This is a genomic window from Synechococcus sp. GEYO (assembly GCF_900473955.1).
Lineage (GTDB): Bacteria > Cyanobacteriota > Cyanobacteriia > PCC-6307 > Cyanobiaceae > Synechococcus_C.
This window is the reverse complement of record NZ_UCNL01000007.1, coordinates 405,644-424,254: the sequence shown is the minus strand read 5'-3', so window position 1 is coordinate 424,254 and position 18,611 is coordinate 405,644. Positions and strand designations below refer to the sequence as shown.

The 18,611-nt window shown below is 50.8% G+C and carries 18 protein-coding genes; 8 read left to right on the top strand and 10 right to left on the bottom strand.

Translation table 11 applies throughout. The features are described 5' to 3' along the window. Both DXY37_RS07095 and mgtE read right to left on the bottom strand, forming a co-directional pair. Positions 1-178 (bottom strand): sigma-70 factor domain-containing protein (locus DXY37_RS07095; protein WP_305791076.1); only part of this gene is annotated, 178 nt, incomplete at its 3' end. 52 nt (positions 179-230) lie between these two features. Next, positions 231-1,700: a magnesium transporter gene (gene mgtE / locus DXY37_RS07090; protein ID WP_115125968.1), complete on the bottom strand. Its 1,470-nt coding sequence runs from the start codon at positions 1,698-1,700 to the stop codon at positions 231-233. Positions 1,701-1,774: 74 nt separating this feature from the next. On the opposite strand from mgtE, the gene DXY37_RS07085 reads away from it, so the two are divergent. Beyond that, on the top strand, positions 1,775-2,254 hold the full coding sequence (locus DXY37_RS07085) for a glutathione peroxidase (protein WP_115126036.1): 480 nt from the start codon (positions 1,775-1,777) through the stop codon (positions 2,252-2,254). Here the strand turns inward: DXY37_RS07085 and DXY37_RS07080 are convergent. From DXY37_RS07080 to gyrB, 4 genes are read right to left on the bottom strand one after another with little or no spacing between them, the layout of a single operon-like run. Then, positions 2,229-2,633 carry a CrcB family protein gene (locus DXY37_RS07080; RefSeq protein ID WP_115125967.1) on the bottom strand — a complete coding sequence of 135 codons (405 nt, stop codon included), beginning with the start codon at positions 2,631-2,633 and terminating at the stop codon, positions 2,229-2,231. The two genes, DXY37_RS07085 and DXY37_RS07080, sit on opposite strands and share 26 nt — an antisense overlap. Then, positions 2,626-2,997, bottom strand: coding sequence for a CrcB family protein (locus DXY37_RS07075; RefSeq protein WP_115126037.1), 372 nt, complete (start codon positions 2,995-2,997; stop codon positions 2,626-2,628). The genes DXY37_RS07080 and DXY37_RS07075 overlap by 8 nt, the downstream gene beginning before the upstream one ends. A 22-nt stretch (positions 2,998-3,019) precedes the next feature. After that, positions 3,020-3,358 (bottom strand): SH3 domain-containing protein, encoded by a 339-nt coding sequence (locus DXY37_RS07070; RefSeq protein ID WP_115125966.1) that lies wholly within the window; start codon positions 3,356-3,358, stop codon positions 3,020-3,022. Continuing rightward, positions 3,358-5,325 carry a DNA topoisomerase (ATP-hydrolyzing) subunit B gene (gene gyrB / locus DXY37_RS07065; RefSeq protein ID WP_115125965.1) on the bottom strand — a complete coding sequence of 656 codons (1,968 nt, stop codon included), beginning with the start codon at positions 5,323-5,325 and terminating at the stop codon, positions 3,358-3,360. The genes DXY37_RS07070 and gyrB overlap by 1 nt, the downstream gene beginning before the upstream one ends. Before the next feature lie 116 nt (positions 5,326-5,441). Here gyrB and miaA point away from each other — a divergent pair, with 116 nt between their 5' ends. From miaA to epsC, 4 genes are all read left to right on the top strand, one after another. Further along, the gene (gene miaA, locus DXY37_RS07060) at positions 5,442-6,374 is read left to right on the top strand and encodes a tRNA (adenosine(37)-N6)-dimethylallyltransferase MiaA (RefSeq protein ID WP_115125964.1); all 933 of its coding nucleotides are present in this window, start codon (positions 5,442-5,444) and stop codon (positions 6,372-6,374) included. A 54-nt stretch (positions 6,375-6,428) separates the two neighbouring features. Beyond that, the gene (gene infC, locus DXY37_RS07055; protein ID WP_115125963.1) at positions 6,429-7,091 is read left to right on the top strand and encodes a translation initiation factor IF-3; all 663 of its coding nucleotides are present in this window, start codon (positions 6,429-6,431) and stop codon (positions 7,089-7,091) included. A gap of 314 nt (positions 7,092-7,405) precedes the next feature. Continuing rightward, a complete protein-coding gene (locus DXY37_RS07050) occupies positions 7,406-8,395 on the top strand; it encodes a GntR family transcriptional regulator (RefSeq protein WP_115126035.1) in 990 nt (329 codons plus the stop codon). Positions 8,396-8,450: 55 nt separating this feature from the next. Further along, the gene (gene epsC, locus DXY37_RS07045) at positions 8,451-9,194 is read left to right on the top strand and encodes a serine O-acetyltransferase EpsC (protein WP_115125962.1); all 744 of its coding nucleotides are present in this window, start codon (positions 8,451-8,453) and stop codon (positions 9,192-9,194) included. Positions 9,195-9,212: 18 nt separating this feature from the next. Here epsC and secA read toward each other — a convergent pair whose 3' ends face one another. After that, positions 9,213-12,077 (bottom strand): preprotein translocase subunit SecA, encoded by a 2,865-nt coding sequence (gene secA / locus DXY37_RS07040; protein ID WP_115125961.1) that lies wholly within the window; start codon positions 12,075-12,077, stop codon positions 9,213-9,215. Positions 12,078-12,159: 82 nt separating this feature from the next. Here secA and DXY37_RS07035 point away from each other — a divergent pair, with 82 nt between their 5' ends. The 3 genes from DXY37_RS07035 to DXY37_RS07025 are packed head-to-tail and all read left to right on the top strand — an operon-like array spanning position 12,160 to position 15,921. Then, positions 12,160-13,416 (top strand): rhamnan synthesis F family protein, encoded by a 1,257-nt coding sequence (locus DXY37_RS07035; RefSeq protein WP_115125960.1) that lies wholly within the window; start codon positions 12,160-12,162, stop codon positions 13,414-13,416. A 40-nt stretch (positions 13,417-13,456) separates the two neighbouring features. Next, the gene (locus tag DXY37_RS07030; protein WP_115125959.1) at positions 13,457-14,374 is read left to right on the top strand and encodes a glycosyltransferase family 2 protein; all 918 of its coding nucleotides are present in this window, start codon (positions 13,457-13,459) and stop codon (positions 14,372-14,374) included. Continuing rightward, the gene (locus DXY37_RS07025) at positions 14,371-15,921 is read left to right on the top strand and encodes a glycosyltransferase (RefSeq protein WP_115125958.1); all 1,551 of its coding nucleotides are present in this window, start codon (positions 14,371-14,373) and stop codon (positions 15,919-15,921) included. The genes DXY37_RS07030 and DXY37_RS07025 overlap by 4 nt, the downstream gene beginning before the upstream one ends. Here the strand turns inward: DXY37_RS07025 and DXY37_RS07020 are convergent. From DXY37_RS07020 to DXY37_RS07010, 3 genes are read right to left on the bottom strand one after another with little or no spacing between them, the layout of a single operon-like run. After that, positions 15,904-17,004 (bottom strand): glycosyltransferase, encoded by a 1,101-nt coding sequence (locus tag DXY37_RS07020; protein WP_115125957.1) that lies wholly within the window; start codon positions 17,002-17,004, stop codon positions 15,904-15,906. The two genes, DXY37_RS07025 and DXY37_RS07020, sit on opposite strands and share 18 nt — an antisense overlap. Beyond that, complete coding sequence (locus DXY37_RS07015) at positions 17,004-17,819, bottom strand: ABC transporter permease (protein ID WP_244276933.1); 816 nt, start codon at positions 17,817-17,819, stop codon at positions 17,004-17,006. Before DXY37_RS07015 ends, DXY37_RS07020 begins: the two co-directional genes overlap by 1 nt. Continuing rightward, positions 17,819-18,490: an ABC transporter ATP-binding protein gene (locus DXY37_RS07010; RefSeq protein ID WP_244276931.1), complete on the bottom strand. Its 672-nt coding sequence runs from the start codon at positions 18,488-18,490 to the stop codon at positions 17,819-17,821. Before DXY37_RS07010 ends, DXY37_RS07015 begins: the two co-directional genes overlap by 1 nt. Positions 18,491-18,611 lie beyond the last annotated feature (121 nt).

Here is an 18,611-nt window from a genome sequence, read left to right as displayed (position 1 = left end):
GGTGGCTCAACAGCGGCACACGGCCGATGTCACGCAGGTAGGAACGCACAAGGTCGACATCAGCACCTGCTGAACGAACAGCAACCGATCTGCCGGCAGAACCCTTGGAGAGCGCGGCTTTTGAGGGGACAGCTTTAAGAGGAGTCGCTACGGACGCAGCGGCGATAGCAGGAGCCATGACGCTTCATTGAGTTGTGTAAAGCGTACTCCTAAGAAACGTAAACGTCCTCTCAGAAATGGACAGCAGCGAGTAATTGGGTAGAAATACCTGCGTTTGAGAGCAGCTGCGGCATGTTCAGCAACAGCCACTGCGCTGTTTTTAGATAGATAAGAGTGCCCACCACATCCGTACAGGTGGTGATGAACGGTGTGGACATCAGCGCCGGATCCCAGCCCAGACGATTGAACAACAAAGGAAACGCCGCGCCGGCCGTTGCAGCCAAGGTGGTGATTGCCAACAGACTGGTCCCCACCGACAGACCAACCAGCGGGCTTTGCCCACGCCACCAGGCAAAAGGAACCACCAACAACATCATCAACAGACCCAGGAACAGTCCTGCAGTCGCTTCACGCGCCACAGCCCTGAACTGGCCAAGGGAAGTGATGCTTTGGGTGCTTAAACCACGGATAACCACGGTGGAACTTTGAGCACCCACGTTGCCGCCGGTTCCTGCCAACAGCGGAATAAAAGCAGCCAGAAGAACCACCTCTTTGAGCACCTCTTCATTAAGAGCAATCACCTCTGAGGTGACAAAGCTGGCCACAACCAACACCGACAGCCATACCACCCTGCGTCGGGCGACGGTGAACAGATTGCTCTGGAAGTAATCGTCTTCATCACCGGCCTCCACCGCGCCTGCGGCATAAAGATCGCGCGTGGCCTCCTGCTCGATCACGTCAATCACGTCATCCACAGTGACGATGCCCACGAGACGGCGCTCCCTGTCCACAACGGGCACAGCCAAAAAGTCATAACGCTGGATCGCCCGAGCCACCTCCTCCTGATCCGTATCGGTGTTAACGCTCACTACCTCCCTGGTCATGACATCGCCAATCCGGTCATCAGGATCTGCGGTCACGAGGTCCCGCAGCGACAAAATCCCAGTGAGATGGCGCTGCCCATCGGTGACATAAAGGCTGTAGATCGTTTCTGTCTCGCGTGCGCGGCGGCGCACAATCGTGAGTGCCTGGGAAGCACTTTGAAACTCCTTTAAATCGATGTATTCAGTCGTCATCAAACGACCAGCCGTTTCACTGGCGTAACCGAGCAGCTGAGCCGTCACACGACGCTCCACCGGACTGAGCTCCGTCAACAGGCGACGCACCACCTTGGCCGGCAGTTCATCAAACAGACGCACCCGATCATCAGGAGACATCTCCTCAACCAGCTCGAGCACCTCGCCGGAACGCAAACGATCTAGCAGGCTCTGCTGAATCGGTGGCTCAAGGTACTCATAAACCTCAATAGCCTCGTCTTTACCGAGCAAACGAAACGCAAGGGCCTGCATGGTGCGGGGCAAGCTGCCAATCGCCTCGGCAACATCCACGGGCTGCACCGGTGCAAGCAGAAGCTTGACACCATCGTAATTACCCACACTGAGCATGGACTCAAGCTGGCGGGCAACCACGTCCACGACCATCTGGTGGGAAGGAACCTCGCTCAAAGCGAGGCTTTCACTAAAACCCGGTGCCTGATCCATGCCCCGTGTTCAGCGCACTCAAGTGTATGCCGATGCAAGACAGTTATCGTCTTCGCCAACCGTTTTCCAAAGCCATGGCTACCAGCATCAGCAGCGTTTCCGTGCGCACCCCCGACGGCAGCGAAAAATCTCTTGGCGCCTATGCGGGCAAGGTGCTGTTAATCGTGAACGTGGCCAGCCGCTGCGGCTTTACCAAGCAATATGCCGGCCTCCAGGCCCTGCAAGACAAATACGGCGCTCAGGGCCTTTGCGTTCTGGGGTTTCCTTGCAACGACTTCGGAGCCCAGGAGCCCGGCAGCCTTGATGAAATCAAGAGCTTCTGTTCAACCACCTACGGCGCCAGCTTCGAACTATTCGACAAGGTGCATGCCACAGGCAGCACGACCGAGCCCTACACCACGCTCAATCAGACAGAGCCTGCTGGTGATGTGGCCTGGAATTTTGAAAAATTCCTCGTGGGCAAAGACGGCACCGTTCTCAATCGCTACAAGAGCGGAGTGGCTCCTGAAGATGCTGAACTCAGCAGCGCTATCGAAGCCGCTCTAAAGGCTTGATCGCCAACGCATCAACGCTGCGGCCGATCCATAAACCCAGGGCTGCGCCACCAAGGCCCAGACCCAGGGTCAGGCCAATCAGGCCAATGGCTGCAAGCTGTTGGCCCGAAACAATCAGGTCCACGCTATTGACCATCCAGCTGCTGAAGGTGGTTAACGAACCACAAAACCCAATTCCCACCAGCAACTGAATCCGGGGCCGATAGGGCAAGCCCAGCAGCAAGCCCAAAATCAGAGAACCGAGCAAGTTGACCAACACGTCTCGGTCGTGCAAGACCACACCAAACTGCCAGCGCAACAAGGCCCCTGGGACTGCCCCCATGGCGACCAACAGCAGTTCCTGAAGCTCCTTTCTGAAGGAAGGCAACTGCTCAGGCATTGATGAATCCCAAAGTGAAACCTGCCGCAGCAGCCAGAAGACCAGCGATTACCGAGCCGGCGGTGAGCAACACAGCTTCGCCCCAGCGGCGATCACGCAACGTGGCAAGCACCTCCACAGCAAAGGTGGAAAAAGTGCTCAGGCTGCCAAAAAAACCTGTGCCAATAAGCAAAATCAGTGCAGAAGCAGGTGTGGATTGGTCACAACGACCGGCGCGTTCGAGGCCGAGCACTAAGCCCAAGGCAAAGGCAGCAACAAGATTCACCACAAAGGTTCCCCAGTGTTTGCGCGGAACCAACGGTTCAAAGTGGTTGACCAGTCTTAAGCGCAACCAAGCCCCAGGGATGGCACCCAAGCCAACCATCAACGCCTGATAGGGACTGAACTCAGTGATGAATCCAACCCCGTTGCCGCTCAACGGAATCCGTCAGTGCAGGGCCAGAGGTGACCTTCACCTGAATCCAGTCATGGCCGTCCTCACTGCGCCAGCGACGCAACAACTGCAACGGTGTTCCTATCTCCAGTCGCCGTACAGCGGGAGCTGCAACCAGCGGACTGGATTGGAGCACACAGTCGCTACCACTGAGGAGAGGGCCACGGCCCTGCTGGCGGCGAACCTGAGGTAGGCGACGCTCAGCCCCACCAGCCGGCAAAGCCACAGGACCAAACAACGACACGCCAAGTAACCAGCTCCAACGCAGCATCACCGTTGCGGAGTGGTTCATCAAATGTCGAGTGCTGACATATCTAGATCAGCACTATGGGTTTCAATAAATTCACGCCTAGGCGCCACTTTATCTCCCATCAAAATTGTGAAGATGCGATCTGCTTCCAAGGCATCTTGAACTTCAACGCGCTTCATTGTGCGCGTAGAAGGATCCATAGTTGTTTCCCAAAGCTGCTGGGGCATCATTTCACCCAAGCCCTTAAATCGCTGGATGTTGTAGTTGGCCTTTTCGCCAAAACCATCCAACGTTTTTTGCAACTGCTGCTCATTGTAACAGTAAGAATGCTTCTTACCGCGCTCAACCTTGTACAAAGGTGGGCATGCAATATAGATATAACCACCCTCGACTAACTCCTTCTGATATCGGTAGAAAAATGTCAAAATTAAAGTACGAATGTGGGCGCCATCAACATCAGCGTCTGTCATAATCACAACCCGGTGATAACGCAGATTTTTGGCATCAAAATCTTCCCCTTTAATTCCCAAACCCAGGGCAGTGATCAGGGCCTGGATTTCAGTATTTTTATAAATCTTGGCATCGTCGGTCTTTTCAATATTGAGGATCTTGCCTCTCAAAGGCAGGATTGCCTGAAAACGACGATCACGGCCCTGCTTGGCGGAGCCGCCAGCAGAATCTCCCTCAACGATGTAGATCTCGGATTCAGCAGGATCGCGAGAACTGCAATCCGCCAACTTGCCAGGCAATGTTGAACTTTCCAAGACACTCTTACGCCGGACCAACTCCCGAGCGCGGCGAGCAGCTTCTGCGGCATTAAAGGCCTGAATGGCCTTCTCGAGGATCATGTCGATCACTCCCGGATTGAATTCCAGGTACTGACTGAGAGCCTCACCGACGAGATTATCGACAATGCCACGGACTTCCGTATTACCCAGCTTCGTTTTGGTCTGACCCTCGAATTCAGGCTCAGGCACCTTGACCGACAAGACTGCTGTCAACCCCTCACGAATATTTTCTCCAGCAAGATTGCTGTCGGCCTCTTTTCGCTTGCCTCGCTTGCGCGCAAAGGTATTGAGTGTTCGCGTGAGAACGGTCTTCAGACCCTCGATATGGGTGCCGCCATCCACCGTGCGGATGTTATTGGCAAATCCAAGAATGCTGTCGGAATAAGCATCAACGCACCACTGCAGCGCTGCTTCAATCGACACACCATCCTTTTCAGCATTCACATAAATAATTTCGGGATGCAATGCATCTTTTTCGGCATTCATATAGGCGACATATTCCTTGATGCCGCCCTCATAGAAATAAATTTCTTCGTAGGGCTTACCTTCGGCATCACGGGCAGTTTCACGCTCATCGCGGAAAACAATCCGTACTCCTCCATTGAGATAAGCGAGTTCGCGGAGACGCGCCGACAACGTGGCGTAATCAAACTCGATGCCGACCGTGAAGATTTGAATATCGGGTTTGAAACGCACACTGGTGCCTGTCAGACCATTCTCAGAGGAAGGCTGATCTTCAGACACAAGACTGCCAATCGGAGCTCCACGCTCAAAGCGTTGACGGTGCACCTTGCTCTGACGGCGAACGGTGACTTCTACCCATTCGCTCAGAGCGTTCACCACCGACACGCCAACACCGTGGAGACCACCGGAAACCTTGTATCCACCCGCACCAAACTTGCCACCGGCGTGCAGCACGGTCAGCACCGTTTCCAGCGCACTCTTGCCAGTGCGAGGGTGAACGTCGGTGGGGATACCACGACCGTTATCGGTGATGCAAGCGGAACCGTCCTGACCAAGCACCACCTGAATCTCAGTGCAATGGCCAGCTAGAGCCTCATCGACCGAATTGTCCACCACCTCATAAACCAGGTGATGCAATCCCCTCGGCCCGGTCGTGCCGATGTACATCCCGGGGCGCTTACGGACGGGCTCGAGACCCTCCAGCACCTGAATTTGTTCGGCGCCATAGGCCGCCTGAACTTTCGCGGCTTCGCTCATGCGATTTAGTTCGGCCAGGCTTCCTGTCAGGCTAAATCTACCACTGGCATGCCAGAGACGCTTGCAGAGGCCTCTGAGGCATCATTTTTTCAGGGGGTCCACCCCTGTTCCTCTCCATGTCCGACCCCAGCCCACCAGCAGCGCCAGGATCAGCGCAGCTCACACCACTGGTGGTGGTGCTGCTGGGACCCACTGCCAGCGGCAAAACGGCTCTAGCCCTCGAGCTCGCTGAACGTTTTGAGCTGGAGATTCTGAACATCGATTCACGGCAGCTTTACAAGGAGATGAATGTGGGCACCGCCAAACCCACCGCCGACCAGCGAAAAAGAGTGACCCATCACCTCCTCGACCTGCGCCGACCTGATCAACCGATCACCCTGCGCGAATTTCAAGACGAGGCCCTTGCAGCGGTAAACAACAGCCTGGAGAAGCGAGGTGCTGCTTTCCTCGTGGGAGGAAGCGGGCTGTATCTCAAGGCACTCACTGCTGGGCTGAAGCCACCCTCCGTCGCACCTCAGCCGGCACTGCGTCAGCAACTTGCTCAACTAGGCCAAAAAGCCTGTCATCAACTTTTGAAGGATGCAGACCCTGCAGCATGGCAACGGATCGCCGCGGCGGATGCAGTCCGCACCCAACGCGCACTGGAGGTGCTCTATGCCACTGGCAGGCCGATGAGCTCCCAGTCGAGTGCCAGCCCGCCTCCCTGGCGCGTACTCGAACTCGGCCTCAATCCAGCCAACCTGCGCGAGCGAATCAGCCAACGCACGGAACAGCTCTATGCCGAGGGGCTGATGGAAGAAACCCAGAAACTCAAACAGCGCTACGGAGCTGACCTGCCACTCCTGCAAACCATTGGCTACGGCGAAGCATTACAGGTGCTGGGAGGGCATCTCGATCGAACCAACGCCATCGCGCAAACAACCAAGCGCACGCAACAGTTCGCCAAGCGCCAACGCACCTGGTTCAGACGTCAACACCAGCCACACTGGCTCAGTGATACCGATCCCTTAAACGATGCCAGTCAGCAGATCGAAGCCGGTCTAGGGTGAATAATGAAACCCCGCCGGGCCGAGATTGTTCTCCGGCAGCCTCTTCATCACTGAATGCCACCACGTCCCCGTTTTGACCGCCGTGCTCCTGTCAGGGAGCTCCCCAACATCAACGATCGCATCAACTACCCACAGCTTCGTGTGGTGGATGCAGACGGCACTCAACTTGGAGTGATTGATCGGGAAGAAGCGTTATCAGTGGCCAAAGAACGGGAACTAGATCTTGTTCTAGTGAGCGAAAAAGCTGATCCGCCGGTTTGCCGAATCATGGATTACGGCAAATACAAATTCGAACAAGAGAAAAAGGCCAAGGAAGCCAAGAAAAAATCGCACCAGACCGAAGTTAAAGAGGTCAAGATGCGATACAAAATTGATCAGCACGATTACGACGTGCGAATCGGCCAAGCCCAGCGTTTCCTCAAGGCCGGCGACAAAGTGAAATGCACCGTGATTTTCCGCGGCCGCGAGATCCAACACACCGCGCTTGCTGAGGTTTTACTCAGGCGCATGGCGAAGGATCTCGAGGAACCCGCTGAGATTCAGCAACCTCCCAAGCGCGAGGGCCGCAACATGATCATGTTCCTTACACCGCGCAAAACGCCTTTAGCAAAGCAAGACGAAAAGGAAGAAGCTGCCAACAAGGCGGTGCGCACGATCACAGCACCTCCCCGTGCGGCCGCAGCCAGGCAGATCAGCAAGCCTGCTGGGAACGCCTAACCAAGCCAATCAACAACCAGGTCAATTCGGAATCGGTAGGCGTTGAATCAAAGCATTTGCAATTCGTCACGGTTGAACAGCAGGTTCTGTAAGGGCTTTGCTTCAACAAAAATTGTTATGGCTATCAAAAATTACGATCCGCAATCAGCACCAAGAAGCACCGTTTAGTTCCAGATATTCAGGCGTAGATCCAGCAGGCTGCCACTGAAACCGGAGCACTCGCAGCAATCGGCACAGGGACACAGACCAACCAAGGAATTGTCACCGAGCCATTCACTCCTTAAGGTGGCCGCATCTTGATCTGGCCCACCGGCGTGCGATTCCACATCCAACAGGAAAGCGACATCCCGGCGTCGACCCAGCTTTACAACCAGATTTGCTTCGCGATCGCTGCTCGGCACTACCCACCGGGTCACCGTCTACCCAGCACGCGTCAACTGGCGATGCAGACAGGCCTTCATCGCAACACCATCAGCAAGGTGTATCGGCAGCTTGAGACCGACGGTGTGGTGGAAGCCATGGCCGGTTCTGGCATCTATGTGCGCGATCAGCAAAAGCCACGGGAAATGCGCACCCCGAGCAATCCACGCAATCGCGGCGTCACGGATGTGGACCGCGAAGTTCGCAAGTGCGTGGACGGTCTACTGAATGCAGGCTGCACCCTGCAGCAGACCCGAGATCTGCTGACCCGAGAGATTGACTGGCGACTGCGCTGTGGTGCCAGGGTCCTGGTGAGCACGCCAAGGGAAGACATCGGAGCTTCGATGCTGATTGCCGAGGAACTGGAACCCTGTCTCAATGTCCCGGTAGAAGTGGTGCCGATGGAAGAGCTGGAAAGCGTTCTGGAAAGCGCCAGCAATGGCACTGTTGTGACCAGTCGTTATTTCCTGCAACCGGTAGAAGAGCTAGCGAAGCGGCATGGCGTCCGCGCTGTGGCAGTGGATCTCAACGACTTCAGAGAGGAGCTCGCCATGCTCAAAGAGCTGCGTCAGGGAAGTTGTGTGGGCCTTGTGAGCATCAGCCCAGGCATCCTGCGCGCGGCAGAAGTGATCCTTCACAGCATGCGCGGCAACGAAGTGCTTCTGATGACAGCCACGCCTGATATCGGCAGCCGTCTTCTGGCCCTACTCAGGGCATCAAGCCATGTGCTCTGCGATCGCCCCAGCCTGCCCCTTGTGGAGCAGAGCCTGCGCCAAAACCGATCCCAGTTGATGCGCATGCCCCAGGTGCATTGCTCCCAGAGCTACCTCAGTGGAGACACGATCGAATTACTCCGCAAGGAGATTGGCCTGCAAAGCGACTGAACACTGCCAACTGTCAAAATGACGCCTTCAAGCGCTGAGGGCGCGGCTCTAAGGCATGTTCAATCACATCCGAGCCGACCTGGCGATCATCCGAGAACGAGACCCAGCAGCCCGCGGTCCTCTGGAGATCCTGCTTTGCTACCCAGGATTTCAAGCACTCACTCTGCACAGACTGAGTCATCGGCTCTGGCGCTCCCGCCTACCTCTCAAACTGTCTGCAAGGCTGTTAAGCCAACTTGGCCGAGCGTTGACTGGTATTGAGATCCACCCAGGCGCCAGCATCGGCAGAGGCGTCTTCATTGACCACGGCATGGGGGTGGTGATCGGTGAAACGGCGCAGGTGGGTGATCGCTGTCTGCTTTATCAGGGAGTCACCCTTGGAGGTACGGGCAAAGATCACGGCAAACGTCACCCCACGCTGAGTACAAATGTGGTGATCGGAGCTGGCGCCAAAGTGCTTGGAGCCATTGAAGTTGGAGCCAACACCCGCATCGGTGCAGGATCTGTAGTAGTACGCAACGTTGAAGCGGACTGCACAGTTGTGGGCATCCCCGGCCGGGTGATTCATCAAAGCGGCGCACGCATCAATCCTCTGGCCCACTCAGCCCTGCCGGACGCTGAAGCAAGCGTGATCCGCAACCTGATGGAGCGCATCGATCAACTCGAAGGACAGGTGCGCAATCTTCAGCACAACCTCAAGACGATGGCAGCAGCAACTGGTCGGCAACTGCATGAAGCACGCAGCGGCGATGCCCAAAACCTCAAGGATCGTGAAATCCTTGAGTTCCTGGGTGACTGACCCAAGCAGCAGTGATGACTAGGCAGTCGCGGTCTGCCCTGCCGACTGACCAGCAGGAGGAGCAGGCTGGAACATAAAAACGGAGTAAATCACATTGCGGCGCATGTTGGTCATCATGTCGAGGAACATGTCATAGCCCTCGTTCTTGTATTCGATCAGAGGGTCTTTCTGGCCGTAACCGCGCAGACCCACGGACTCACGCAAGGCATCCATGGCCTGCAGATGTTCTCTCCAAAGCGTGTCAATCTGCTGAAGGATGAAAAAGCGCTCAGCTTCACGCATCAGCCCAGGCCTCTGCTGTTCGATCTGACCCTCCTTGAGGTCGTAGGCGTTGCGTAACTGCTCCTGCAGGAAAGCCTTGAGCTCCTCCATCGACAATCCCTGCAACTGGTCGGCCTTGAGATCTTCCAGCAAATACACAAACTCCTGCACCTTGCTCACCAGCTGAGCCACATCCCACTCCTCGGGTGGCAAGTCGGGATTCACGTAGGCCTCCACGATCTCGTTCATGGTGCGCTCGCCGTAGCCCACCACCTGCTTCTTAAGCTCGCGGCCATCGAGCACACGACGCCGTTCTGAATAGACCGCCTTGCGCTGATTGTTCATTACCTCGTCGTACTCAAACACCTGCTTACGGATGTCGTAGTAGTAGGTCTCCACTTTTTTCTGGGCCCCCTCCAAAGAGCGGGTAAGCATGCCTGATTCAATCGGCATGTCTTCCTCTACGCGGAACGCATTCATCAAACCAGCCACACGCTCACCACCAAAGATGCGTAGCAGGTTGTCGCCAAGAGAAAGAAAGAAACGGGTGGAACCGGGATCGCCCTGACGCCCGGCGCGGCCGCGCAGCTGATTATCAACACGACGTGACTCATGGCGCTCGGTACCGATCACGTGCAGGCCTCCTGTCTCTCTTACTCGGCCCTCTTCTTGCTTCACGACTTCGTCGTATTCGCCCTTCACCATGGCAATGGCAGCGCGCAGAGCTGCAATCTGGGCATCGTCGGTGGGAGCCTTCTCAGCCGCCGTTGCAATACGGTCTTCAAGTTCGATCACGGTCAGGGCGCGGTCGCCCCAAGCCTTGACCAGATCCCTGGCCAGCTGGGCCAACGCCTGGTCGGTTGATTCAGTGAGCTGGCATGGGTAAAGGCTGCCGATGGCTCTGGCTTCGCTGGGAGCACTGCCATGGGGCCCAGAAGACGGCGCTACTTTTGTGGCAAAGCCATCACCACCATCCGTACTGCGCTGCAGAGGCACCGGTGGACGATGACCCTCTTCAGGCCGCACCAACCGTGGTAACAACACTTCCCGCAACTTGAGACGGGCCATGTAGTCACTGTTGCCACCAAGGATGATGTCGGTGCCGCGACCAGCCATGTTGGTGGCGATGGTTACGGCGCCTGAACGGCCGGCCTGTGCAACGATCTCAGCCTCACGCTCCACGTTTTCCGGCTTGGCGTTGAGAAGGTTGTGGGGAATGTTCTGTTCCGCCAACAGGGAGCTGAGCAACTCGCTCTTTTCAACACTGGTTGTACCGACCAACACAGGCCTGCCCTGCTGGTGCACCTCGGCTGTCTCTTGGGCCACCGCCCGCCACTTGGCCTCTTCGGTCTTGTAGACCTGATCCACCCAGTCCTGACGAGCACGCACCCGGTTGGTGGGAACAATGGTGGTTTCGAGCTTGTAGGTCTTCTCAAACTCAGTTTCCTCGGTCTTTGCCGTACCGGTCATCCCCGCCAGGCGCGGATAAAGCAGGAAGAAGTTCTGATAGGTGATCGACGCCAGAGTCTGAGTTTCCGGCTGAATCTGCAACTGTTCCTTGGCTTCAATCGCCTGATGCTGACCATCACTCCAACGACGACCCGGCATCACCCGACCGGTGAACTCATCGACAATTACAGCTTCACCATCGCGAACGATGTAGTTCACATCGCGGGTGAACAGATCCTTGGCCTTGAGCGCGTTAGTGATGTAGTGAGCCCAGGGATCCTGAGGGTCATACAGGTCATTCACGCCCGTCATCTGCTCAGCCTTAGCAAAGCCTTCATCGGTGAGAGTGCAGCTGCGCTGCTTTTCATCCACCTCGTAATCACCCTCAGGATCGATGCCATCTTTGCCCATTTCCGCTGCACGTACCAAGGAAGATGCCACCTCGGCAGCCTTCTGGTACTTCTCTTGTGGACGTTCGACCTGGCCAGAAATAATCAAGGGAGTCCTGGCTTCATCAATCAGAATGGAATCAACTTCGTCGATCACACAATACTGAAATTCGCGTTGAACAACTTCGCTAATATCTGCAGCCATATTGTCACGCAGATAATCGAAACCTAGCTCAGAATTAGTAGCGTAGGTGATATCACACCCGTAGTTAAAACGACGTTCAGCGGGTGTCATATCCTGCTGGATCAGACCAACTGAAAGACCCAAAAAACGATGAACCTGACCCATCCATTCGGCATCACGACGGGCCAAGTAGTCGTTCACAGTCACGACATGAACGCCACGCCCAGTTAAAGCATTCAAATAGCTGGGCAACGTGGCCACGAGGGTTTTACCCTCACCGGTTTTCATCTCACCGATCTGGCCCTCATGGAGAACCATTCCGCCAATCAACTGAACATCGAAATGGCGCATGCCCAGAACCCGCTTGGCGGCTTCTCGAACTACAGAAAAGGCCTCCGGAAGAATTTCGTCAAGAATGGGGCGTTGATACTCGAGGCTTCCAGCCTCAGCCAGACGTTCTTGAAACGCTGTCGTCTTGGCGCGTAGCTCGTCGTCGCTAAGCGGTGCAATCTCCTCTTCCAGCAGATTGATGTCAGAAACAATCGGCTGATACCGCTTCAGCTTGCGGGCATTGGGGTCACCCAGCAGGAGCTTGAGCATGAAAATGGCGAAAGCATCTGCAATACAGCCTACTGAGGCAGGCTAGGATTAATGCTGCGGCCATCCGAACCATTCATTGCTCATGGTGAGCCGCAAGCATGCTCTGGAAATACGCAGACTGAGCATGGTCCTCAGTGCGAGTGAGCCAGACAAAAAACTGAAACGGCAATATTTTAAGACGCTCCATAGCCTGCAGAGATGCCGACCCGTCACTGTCAACATTTTGAGGGTTGCGAAACTTCTAGGAATAAGTATCCAAAAACTGCATCCTAAATTTCAACTTTGGGATGTAATAGCGAGTCCTAAACACTACGACGGCAAAAGATCAATTGGGATAATAGAAGAATTAAAATTAACTGAGGCATGGCGAGAAAGCTGTGAAATTCTTGCGAAGGAGAAAGAACACAGAAATGCCGAAGCCTGGAACTACCGCGGAAGATTAACAAAACCCAATTCAATATTGGCAGCACTAGATCGAAAGACCAGTAATAGAATACTTTTTTGGCATCACCATGACTCACTGGGGATAGTACCAAACACATGGTTAGACTCGTTGAAGTCACTAAAAAGCTGCAATTGGACGATCATTGCTTCGAGTTCATACTTAAACGAAAATGCCAGAAAAAGACTGCTTCAAGCAGGGATCACGATTAGTATTCGTGAAAACTTTGGTCTATGCCTTGGAGCGCATCACGACTTCATAAGACTAGCGAGTGAAGATGAAAGGATCAATGAATGGGATGAACTGTTGCTGCTAAACGACAGCACACTTCCAATTGGAAAGCCAGATAGATTGGCGAATTGGATTGAAAATATGTCATCGGAAGGGAGAATTGATATACCACAACTTATGGGATTTACAGATTCCGTAGAACGCGGGGCCTATCACCTACAGTCATATGGTCTTCTCGCTAACAAAGCATTACTAAGACATCCAGCATGGAAAATGTTCTGGAAGAGATTTAAGCCGGTAAGTACAAAGGACGAAATTATTGAAACTGGTGAAATAGAGTTGAGCCAAACACTGATGAAAGCAAACGTCAAGATCAAAGCCTGCTGTTCAATTGCAAACTTACTGGTAAATGATCAAAGCGTGGTGCATGAACTCCAAAAGATTGAAAACATACGACTCATAGACATCAACTTAAGCCTGCTGGCGTGGGAATCCCTCTTACAGGAAGGATTCCCATTCATAAAAAAACAAATACTGTTCAATCCACCAGATTTTTATCCGAACCAAATCACTCTCGCCAAACTAAAACGTCATGTAGACGAGCCAAGTGATAAGCTGCTAGAGGATATCCAATCACTCATGCGCTCTAGACATTTAAAGCCATGAGCAACTATCTTGATAAAATAATGAAAGCTGTGGCCTAGCCATGCGTTTATCAATTCTAGTGGTGTCAAGGACGGCAACACTCATCAACCGATTCTGTAAGAGCCTAGATCTAGCGACTGATTTGGCTGCAATGGAGGTAGAAATCCTATGTTCTTGGAATGGAAGCAATACAGAAGCAGGAGAGATAAATAACACAAGCAGATTTGACTTCCATATTGCACAAGTAATTCCATATCACTATTCGAGCAATATGAACAAATTAGCTCAACGAGCAGGCGGAAAAGTTCTGATGCTCGCAAACGATGATTTAGTTCTTGATCCAGGATGCGTAGATGCAGCTATAGAAGTTCTAAATAATAATTCAAAAGCAGGATTAGTGGGAGCTGTACTGAGAAACGAAGAGGGACGTCTTACACATGCAGGGATTAATTTCGATTCAAGGGGTTCCGCATATCACTTACTAGATCAAATGATTTCTGCCGATAAAAGCGATGCAACATCGACTGAGCCAGTAGCAGCTGTCACAGGAGCGCTACAATGGATTGAAAGGAATGATTTTCAAAGCCTAAAGTTTAACGAAAATTATAAAGTTTGCGGTGAAGATGTTGAACTTTGTCTTGATGTACAGCAAAAATTAAACAAAAAAGTTTGGTTATGCTCAAACGCCAAAGCCATTCATGAAGCTGAGAGCACAAGAAGGACACAAAGAGGCCAACATGGCAACAGCGAGGATTTAACACTGTTGAGATCAAGGGTTAGAGATTTCGTTGACATGGCCTCAACAGAGCAACTAAAATTATTTCTACAACAACAGCAACGTGAATCACACCAACTACGTGAACTCATACTGACTAGACAAAGACAAGAAACAGGGAGACTAGAAGTTCTTGAAAATCTATTAATGGACTTACGCGAAGAAAGGCTTCAACTCAAGCAAGAGATAGCGAGACTAAAATGATGATTAACTCAACAGAAAAAAACAAACCTTTAGATGGACTCCGCTTCGTTGTCACCGCTATTGATCTTGAGCAAGATGAACATCGTGGAATAGCTGTTTATAGCAAAGGCATTTTGCGAGCTCTCAAAAGATCAGGAGCCGAAGTATGGCTTCTTACTCAGTTCGATGGTCGAGTCAATGATCTATCATCTAGAAAAATACCCAGAAATACAAAACAATTCATTAGCTATGCACGTGTTCTGGAAGGACTTAATACAGGTCGCCCGGATACTTTAATCGAAAAGATTTTAAATCCAATACCATTGGTAAATCTATGCACTCCATCGGTCCTCAAAGCACAAAACTATTTAAGCGGAATATTCGTAACGAAGAAATATAAAAGTAGCAAGCTAAAATACTATCCACTGCGTGAACTATTTGACAGCCCCTACTTGCAAGCTGAACGACTGTCATATCTCGGCGAAATAGATGGACTGATATGCGCAAGTGACATTTTTATAAACAGTTTTCGGCTAGCTAGCCGTAAAAATAATAGACCATTAAGAATAAACCTGGAAGGTTTCCATGGACTAATAACAACATGTCCTCTACACATACAACCAACAAACCCGATGCTGTTCATACAGACCGTGCACGATATCATTCCACTGGAATATGTACAGACCACCGACCACGTCGCAGGGTTTGCGAGACGGCTTCATAGCTGCAGTAAGGCAGTAAGGTTATTTGTCTCAGAAACAACAAGGCACAAATTCAATAAGGTAGTACTAGCAAAAAATCAAGAAAAGTTTCATAAAAACAACAGAACTCTGATGCAATCGCCATCAATGCAATTCCCAGGTGATGCTCTCGATTGGGAAGCTCAGATGTCAACTCTCAGCATCAACAAGAAACTAGTTCAAACAAACAAATATCTCTTATTTAACTCGTCTGTTGAGCCTCGTAAAAATCTTCTATTTGCTCTTAAGGCCTACATTGAATCTGGAGTCGAATTGTATGGAATACAATTCTGCATCACAGGAATGCTCAAAAGAGACAAATATAGTAAGGAGGTCAAAAAAATAGTTGAGGAACACCCAACTATATTTTTGACTGGATATGTAGACGAAGCAACGAAAAGAAGGCTTTACCTAAACGCTTTGGCCTTAATAAGCCCCTCTTTGGTTGAAGGATTCGGAATTCCAGTGCTAGACGCTGCATGTCTGGGCCTACCAGTAATCGCCAGTACATCAGCGTCTCATCATGAAATTAAGCAGCTTCACGACTTTAACGAGCATATATTGTTGTGCAGCACATTACACACAAGTGACTGGGCAAGTGCAATGCGCCTAATAACGTTAAAAGCCAACGAAAGGAAGTTAGGCATAAATAATGAATCATTGCCTTCAGATCGCAATAAAATTCGAATTGAGAGAATCAAACGTTACCGTAAATATCAAAAACTAATCGATGCAAACTTTGACAAAACAATATGCGAGTTAATACTTGAAGAGCTGCACACAAAGCAACAAGTAGATTGGCAAGGCAATTCAAAGGCTAACCAATGAACTAAATTGATCGGAAATACGTTGTACCTGTAGACGAATGCTTAGGGAGCAAGCAAGATCAAAGCCGGAAGTTGAAAGCTGTTTCCAAAGACTATGATCGATAAGTAATTGCATAACTTGCTGAGCAAAAATATGACCATCATCATGTGTAGGAAAAAACAATGAAGATCCAGAATGAAATTCTTTATGCACTCTTATATCACTAATCAAGGTAGGAAGACCCTCTGCTTTAGCCTCCAATATAGGATAATCAAAGCCTTCTTCTGAGCTAGCCGAAATTAAAGCAAAGCTAGCTCGAAACAGGTTAACTAGTTCATCCTGAGATATTGAATTAATGAATTGAACTTGCTGAGGGCGGGGAAGCTCCTGTCTTAATTTCATCAATTTTGAGGTTTGCCTACCATTACGGCCAACAATGCGTAGTATTCCACGCCAGTTAGGAGCCTGACGCTGAAGTAAAGAGACCCCGCGCAGCAAAGTCAAAAGATTCTTGTTGACATCATGCCTTGCCAAAACGAGCAAGTCAGTACTTGCCGGTCCTCCAATAGGGGGCCTTTGAATAGTGACGCCATTTGGAATGACTTCAATACGACTAGAGTCAATGCCAAACAAAACAAGCTGATCAGCAACGTATCGACTAATCGCGATCAAGCGAGATGCGGTACTGCAGTGACGGGGTTGCCAAAACTTATAACGGAGCCATGCTTTACAACTATTGGATGCCGACAAAGGCGTTAAATCATGACATGTAATTAATTGCGGGACATCAGGACAACATAAAAGCGCATCAAAAAACGGCGAATAAATCGCTTCAAGCTGGTCAACATGAAAGTCATGCCTGAAAAGCACATCGGAAAAATTCAGCCCATGCTGAACAAGGCTATAGCGCTGGAGAAGACGCATGTACTTACCAGGTGCCCAAGGCGGAGACTGAGGCTGCCAATGATCAGGATCAAGAAGCTGGGCAAGACCATCTGAACCAAGTTGTAATCTCAGTCCATCTATTTCTGGAACAACACGTTGAACATAACTGCCGAATCCAGAATGACCGGGCAACCATGACAATAAATTAATCAGACGCATTAAACAAGAAAGGGTAAATGGCGACGCTCACGATTCAGTAAAAAGATTGCAAACCAGACTCCGCAAATATTAAAAATCAACAAAAACAATCCAACTCCCCACTGAACTTGTCCTGACATCAAAGTATGGCGGATTGGTGAAAGAATTCGGTACAACGGGTTTATATTTGCAGTCCAAGACATTGCACCGAGATTTTTTTTCTGATATAAGATGGGTGAAAGCAAGAAAACTAATTGAAGGACAATTGGTACGAGTTGGTACAAATCACGAAAACGTGCGCCGAGCAGACAAATAAGTACGGGAAACCAATATAAAAAAATGCAAAAGTTAAGAAGAGGGAGCCATCCAAAGATCAGAAGGTTCAAAAATAAATTATGTTGAAAGAAACTTAAGGCGAAGAGGACAAGGATAAAAGACTGAAGAAAAGTTTGGAGTTGAAAGGACCATTCTTCTAACGTAAAAAATATCGGGTGAAGATTAATGTTATGCAAGTGAGTTCGACTTTGTTCGAAAAGATTCGGAGCTCCACTAATAGCACTACTAAGAGTATTCCAAACAACAAGACCTAAGCCAAGATAAACAACATAGACAGTAAAGTTCTGTACTTTAAAAACTGTCCCATATACTGCAGCAAGAACAGCAATGGAAAACAAGTTAGATAATCCCAACCAAAAACTACCAAGAGAGGTACGAACAAAACGTGCTTGGGTGCGAGAAGTAGCTGTAAACCACCAAACACGACGACTCAACCAGGCATCTTTGAGTGTATTTCTAGCAGACAACCGTGAACTGGAATCAGAGGAGTTAGAAGACATCATCGATTCAGAGATTGGTTATAAAAATCAAGTGCATCTTGTAGACGACCATCAAAGATGATGCGTCCTTCTCGAAAAACTAATCCACGCCTACAAAAACGCTTTAACAATGCCTCAGAATGAGACGCAAGTAGTAATGTTCCTGCCGAGGCCAAGAAGGAATCAAGCCGCTGCTGTGCCTTCTGATAAAAAAGGGTGTCACCAGCACCAAAACCTTCGTCCATTGCTAGACATTCATGTGTTGAGCCCGTGAGAACAGCAAAAAGAAGGCGAGCTGACATACCTTGACTATAAGTCTTCACGGGTAAGTGAACAAAATCTCCTAAGCCAGAGAATGAAATCACATCATCGCAAAACTCATTAAAACCAATTAAGTTTTTTCGCATCATCAAATAATGCGCCTTTATAGCCTGCAGACCACTAAGCTCAGGGCTGGTAATAAAACTTTTATTAATCATAGGGTGGACATGAACACGCGTATCGATAGAACCCGATGTGTGTTGATAAATTCCAGATATGACACGCAAAAAAGTAGACTTTCCTGCACCATTATGACCAATTAAAGCTACTCTTGCTCCTTCATTAATGGTACAACTTACTTCTTCTAATGCTGTTACAACAGCACCGCCTCGACTACGATGTAAACGACCACCGGTTACCGAACGAATCAAGGATGCCTTAAGGCTACGCGTTTCGGTAGTGGCAACGGGTATGTCTAAACGAACATTATGTAAGCGAAGAGCTATAGAAGGCTCCCGACGAGCCTCAGTGGAGTCGGAGCAAAAAGGAGCG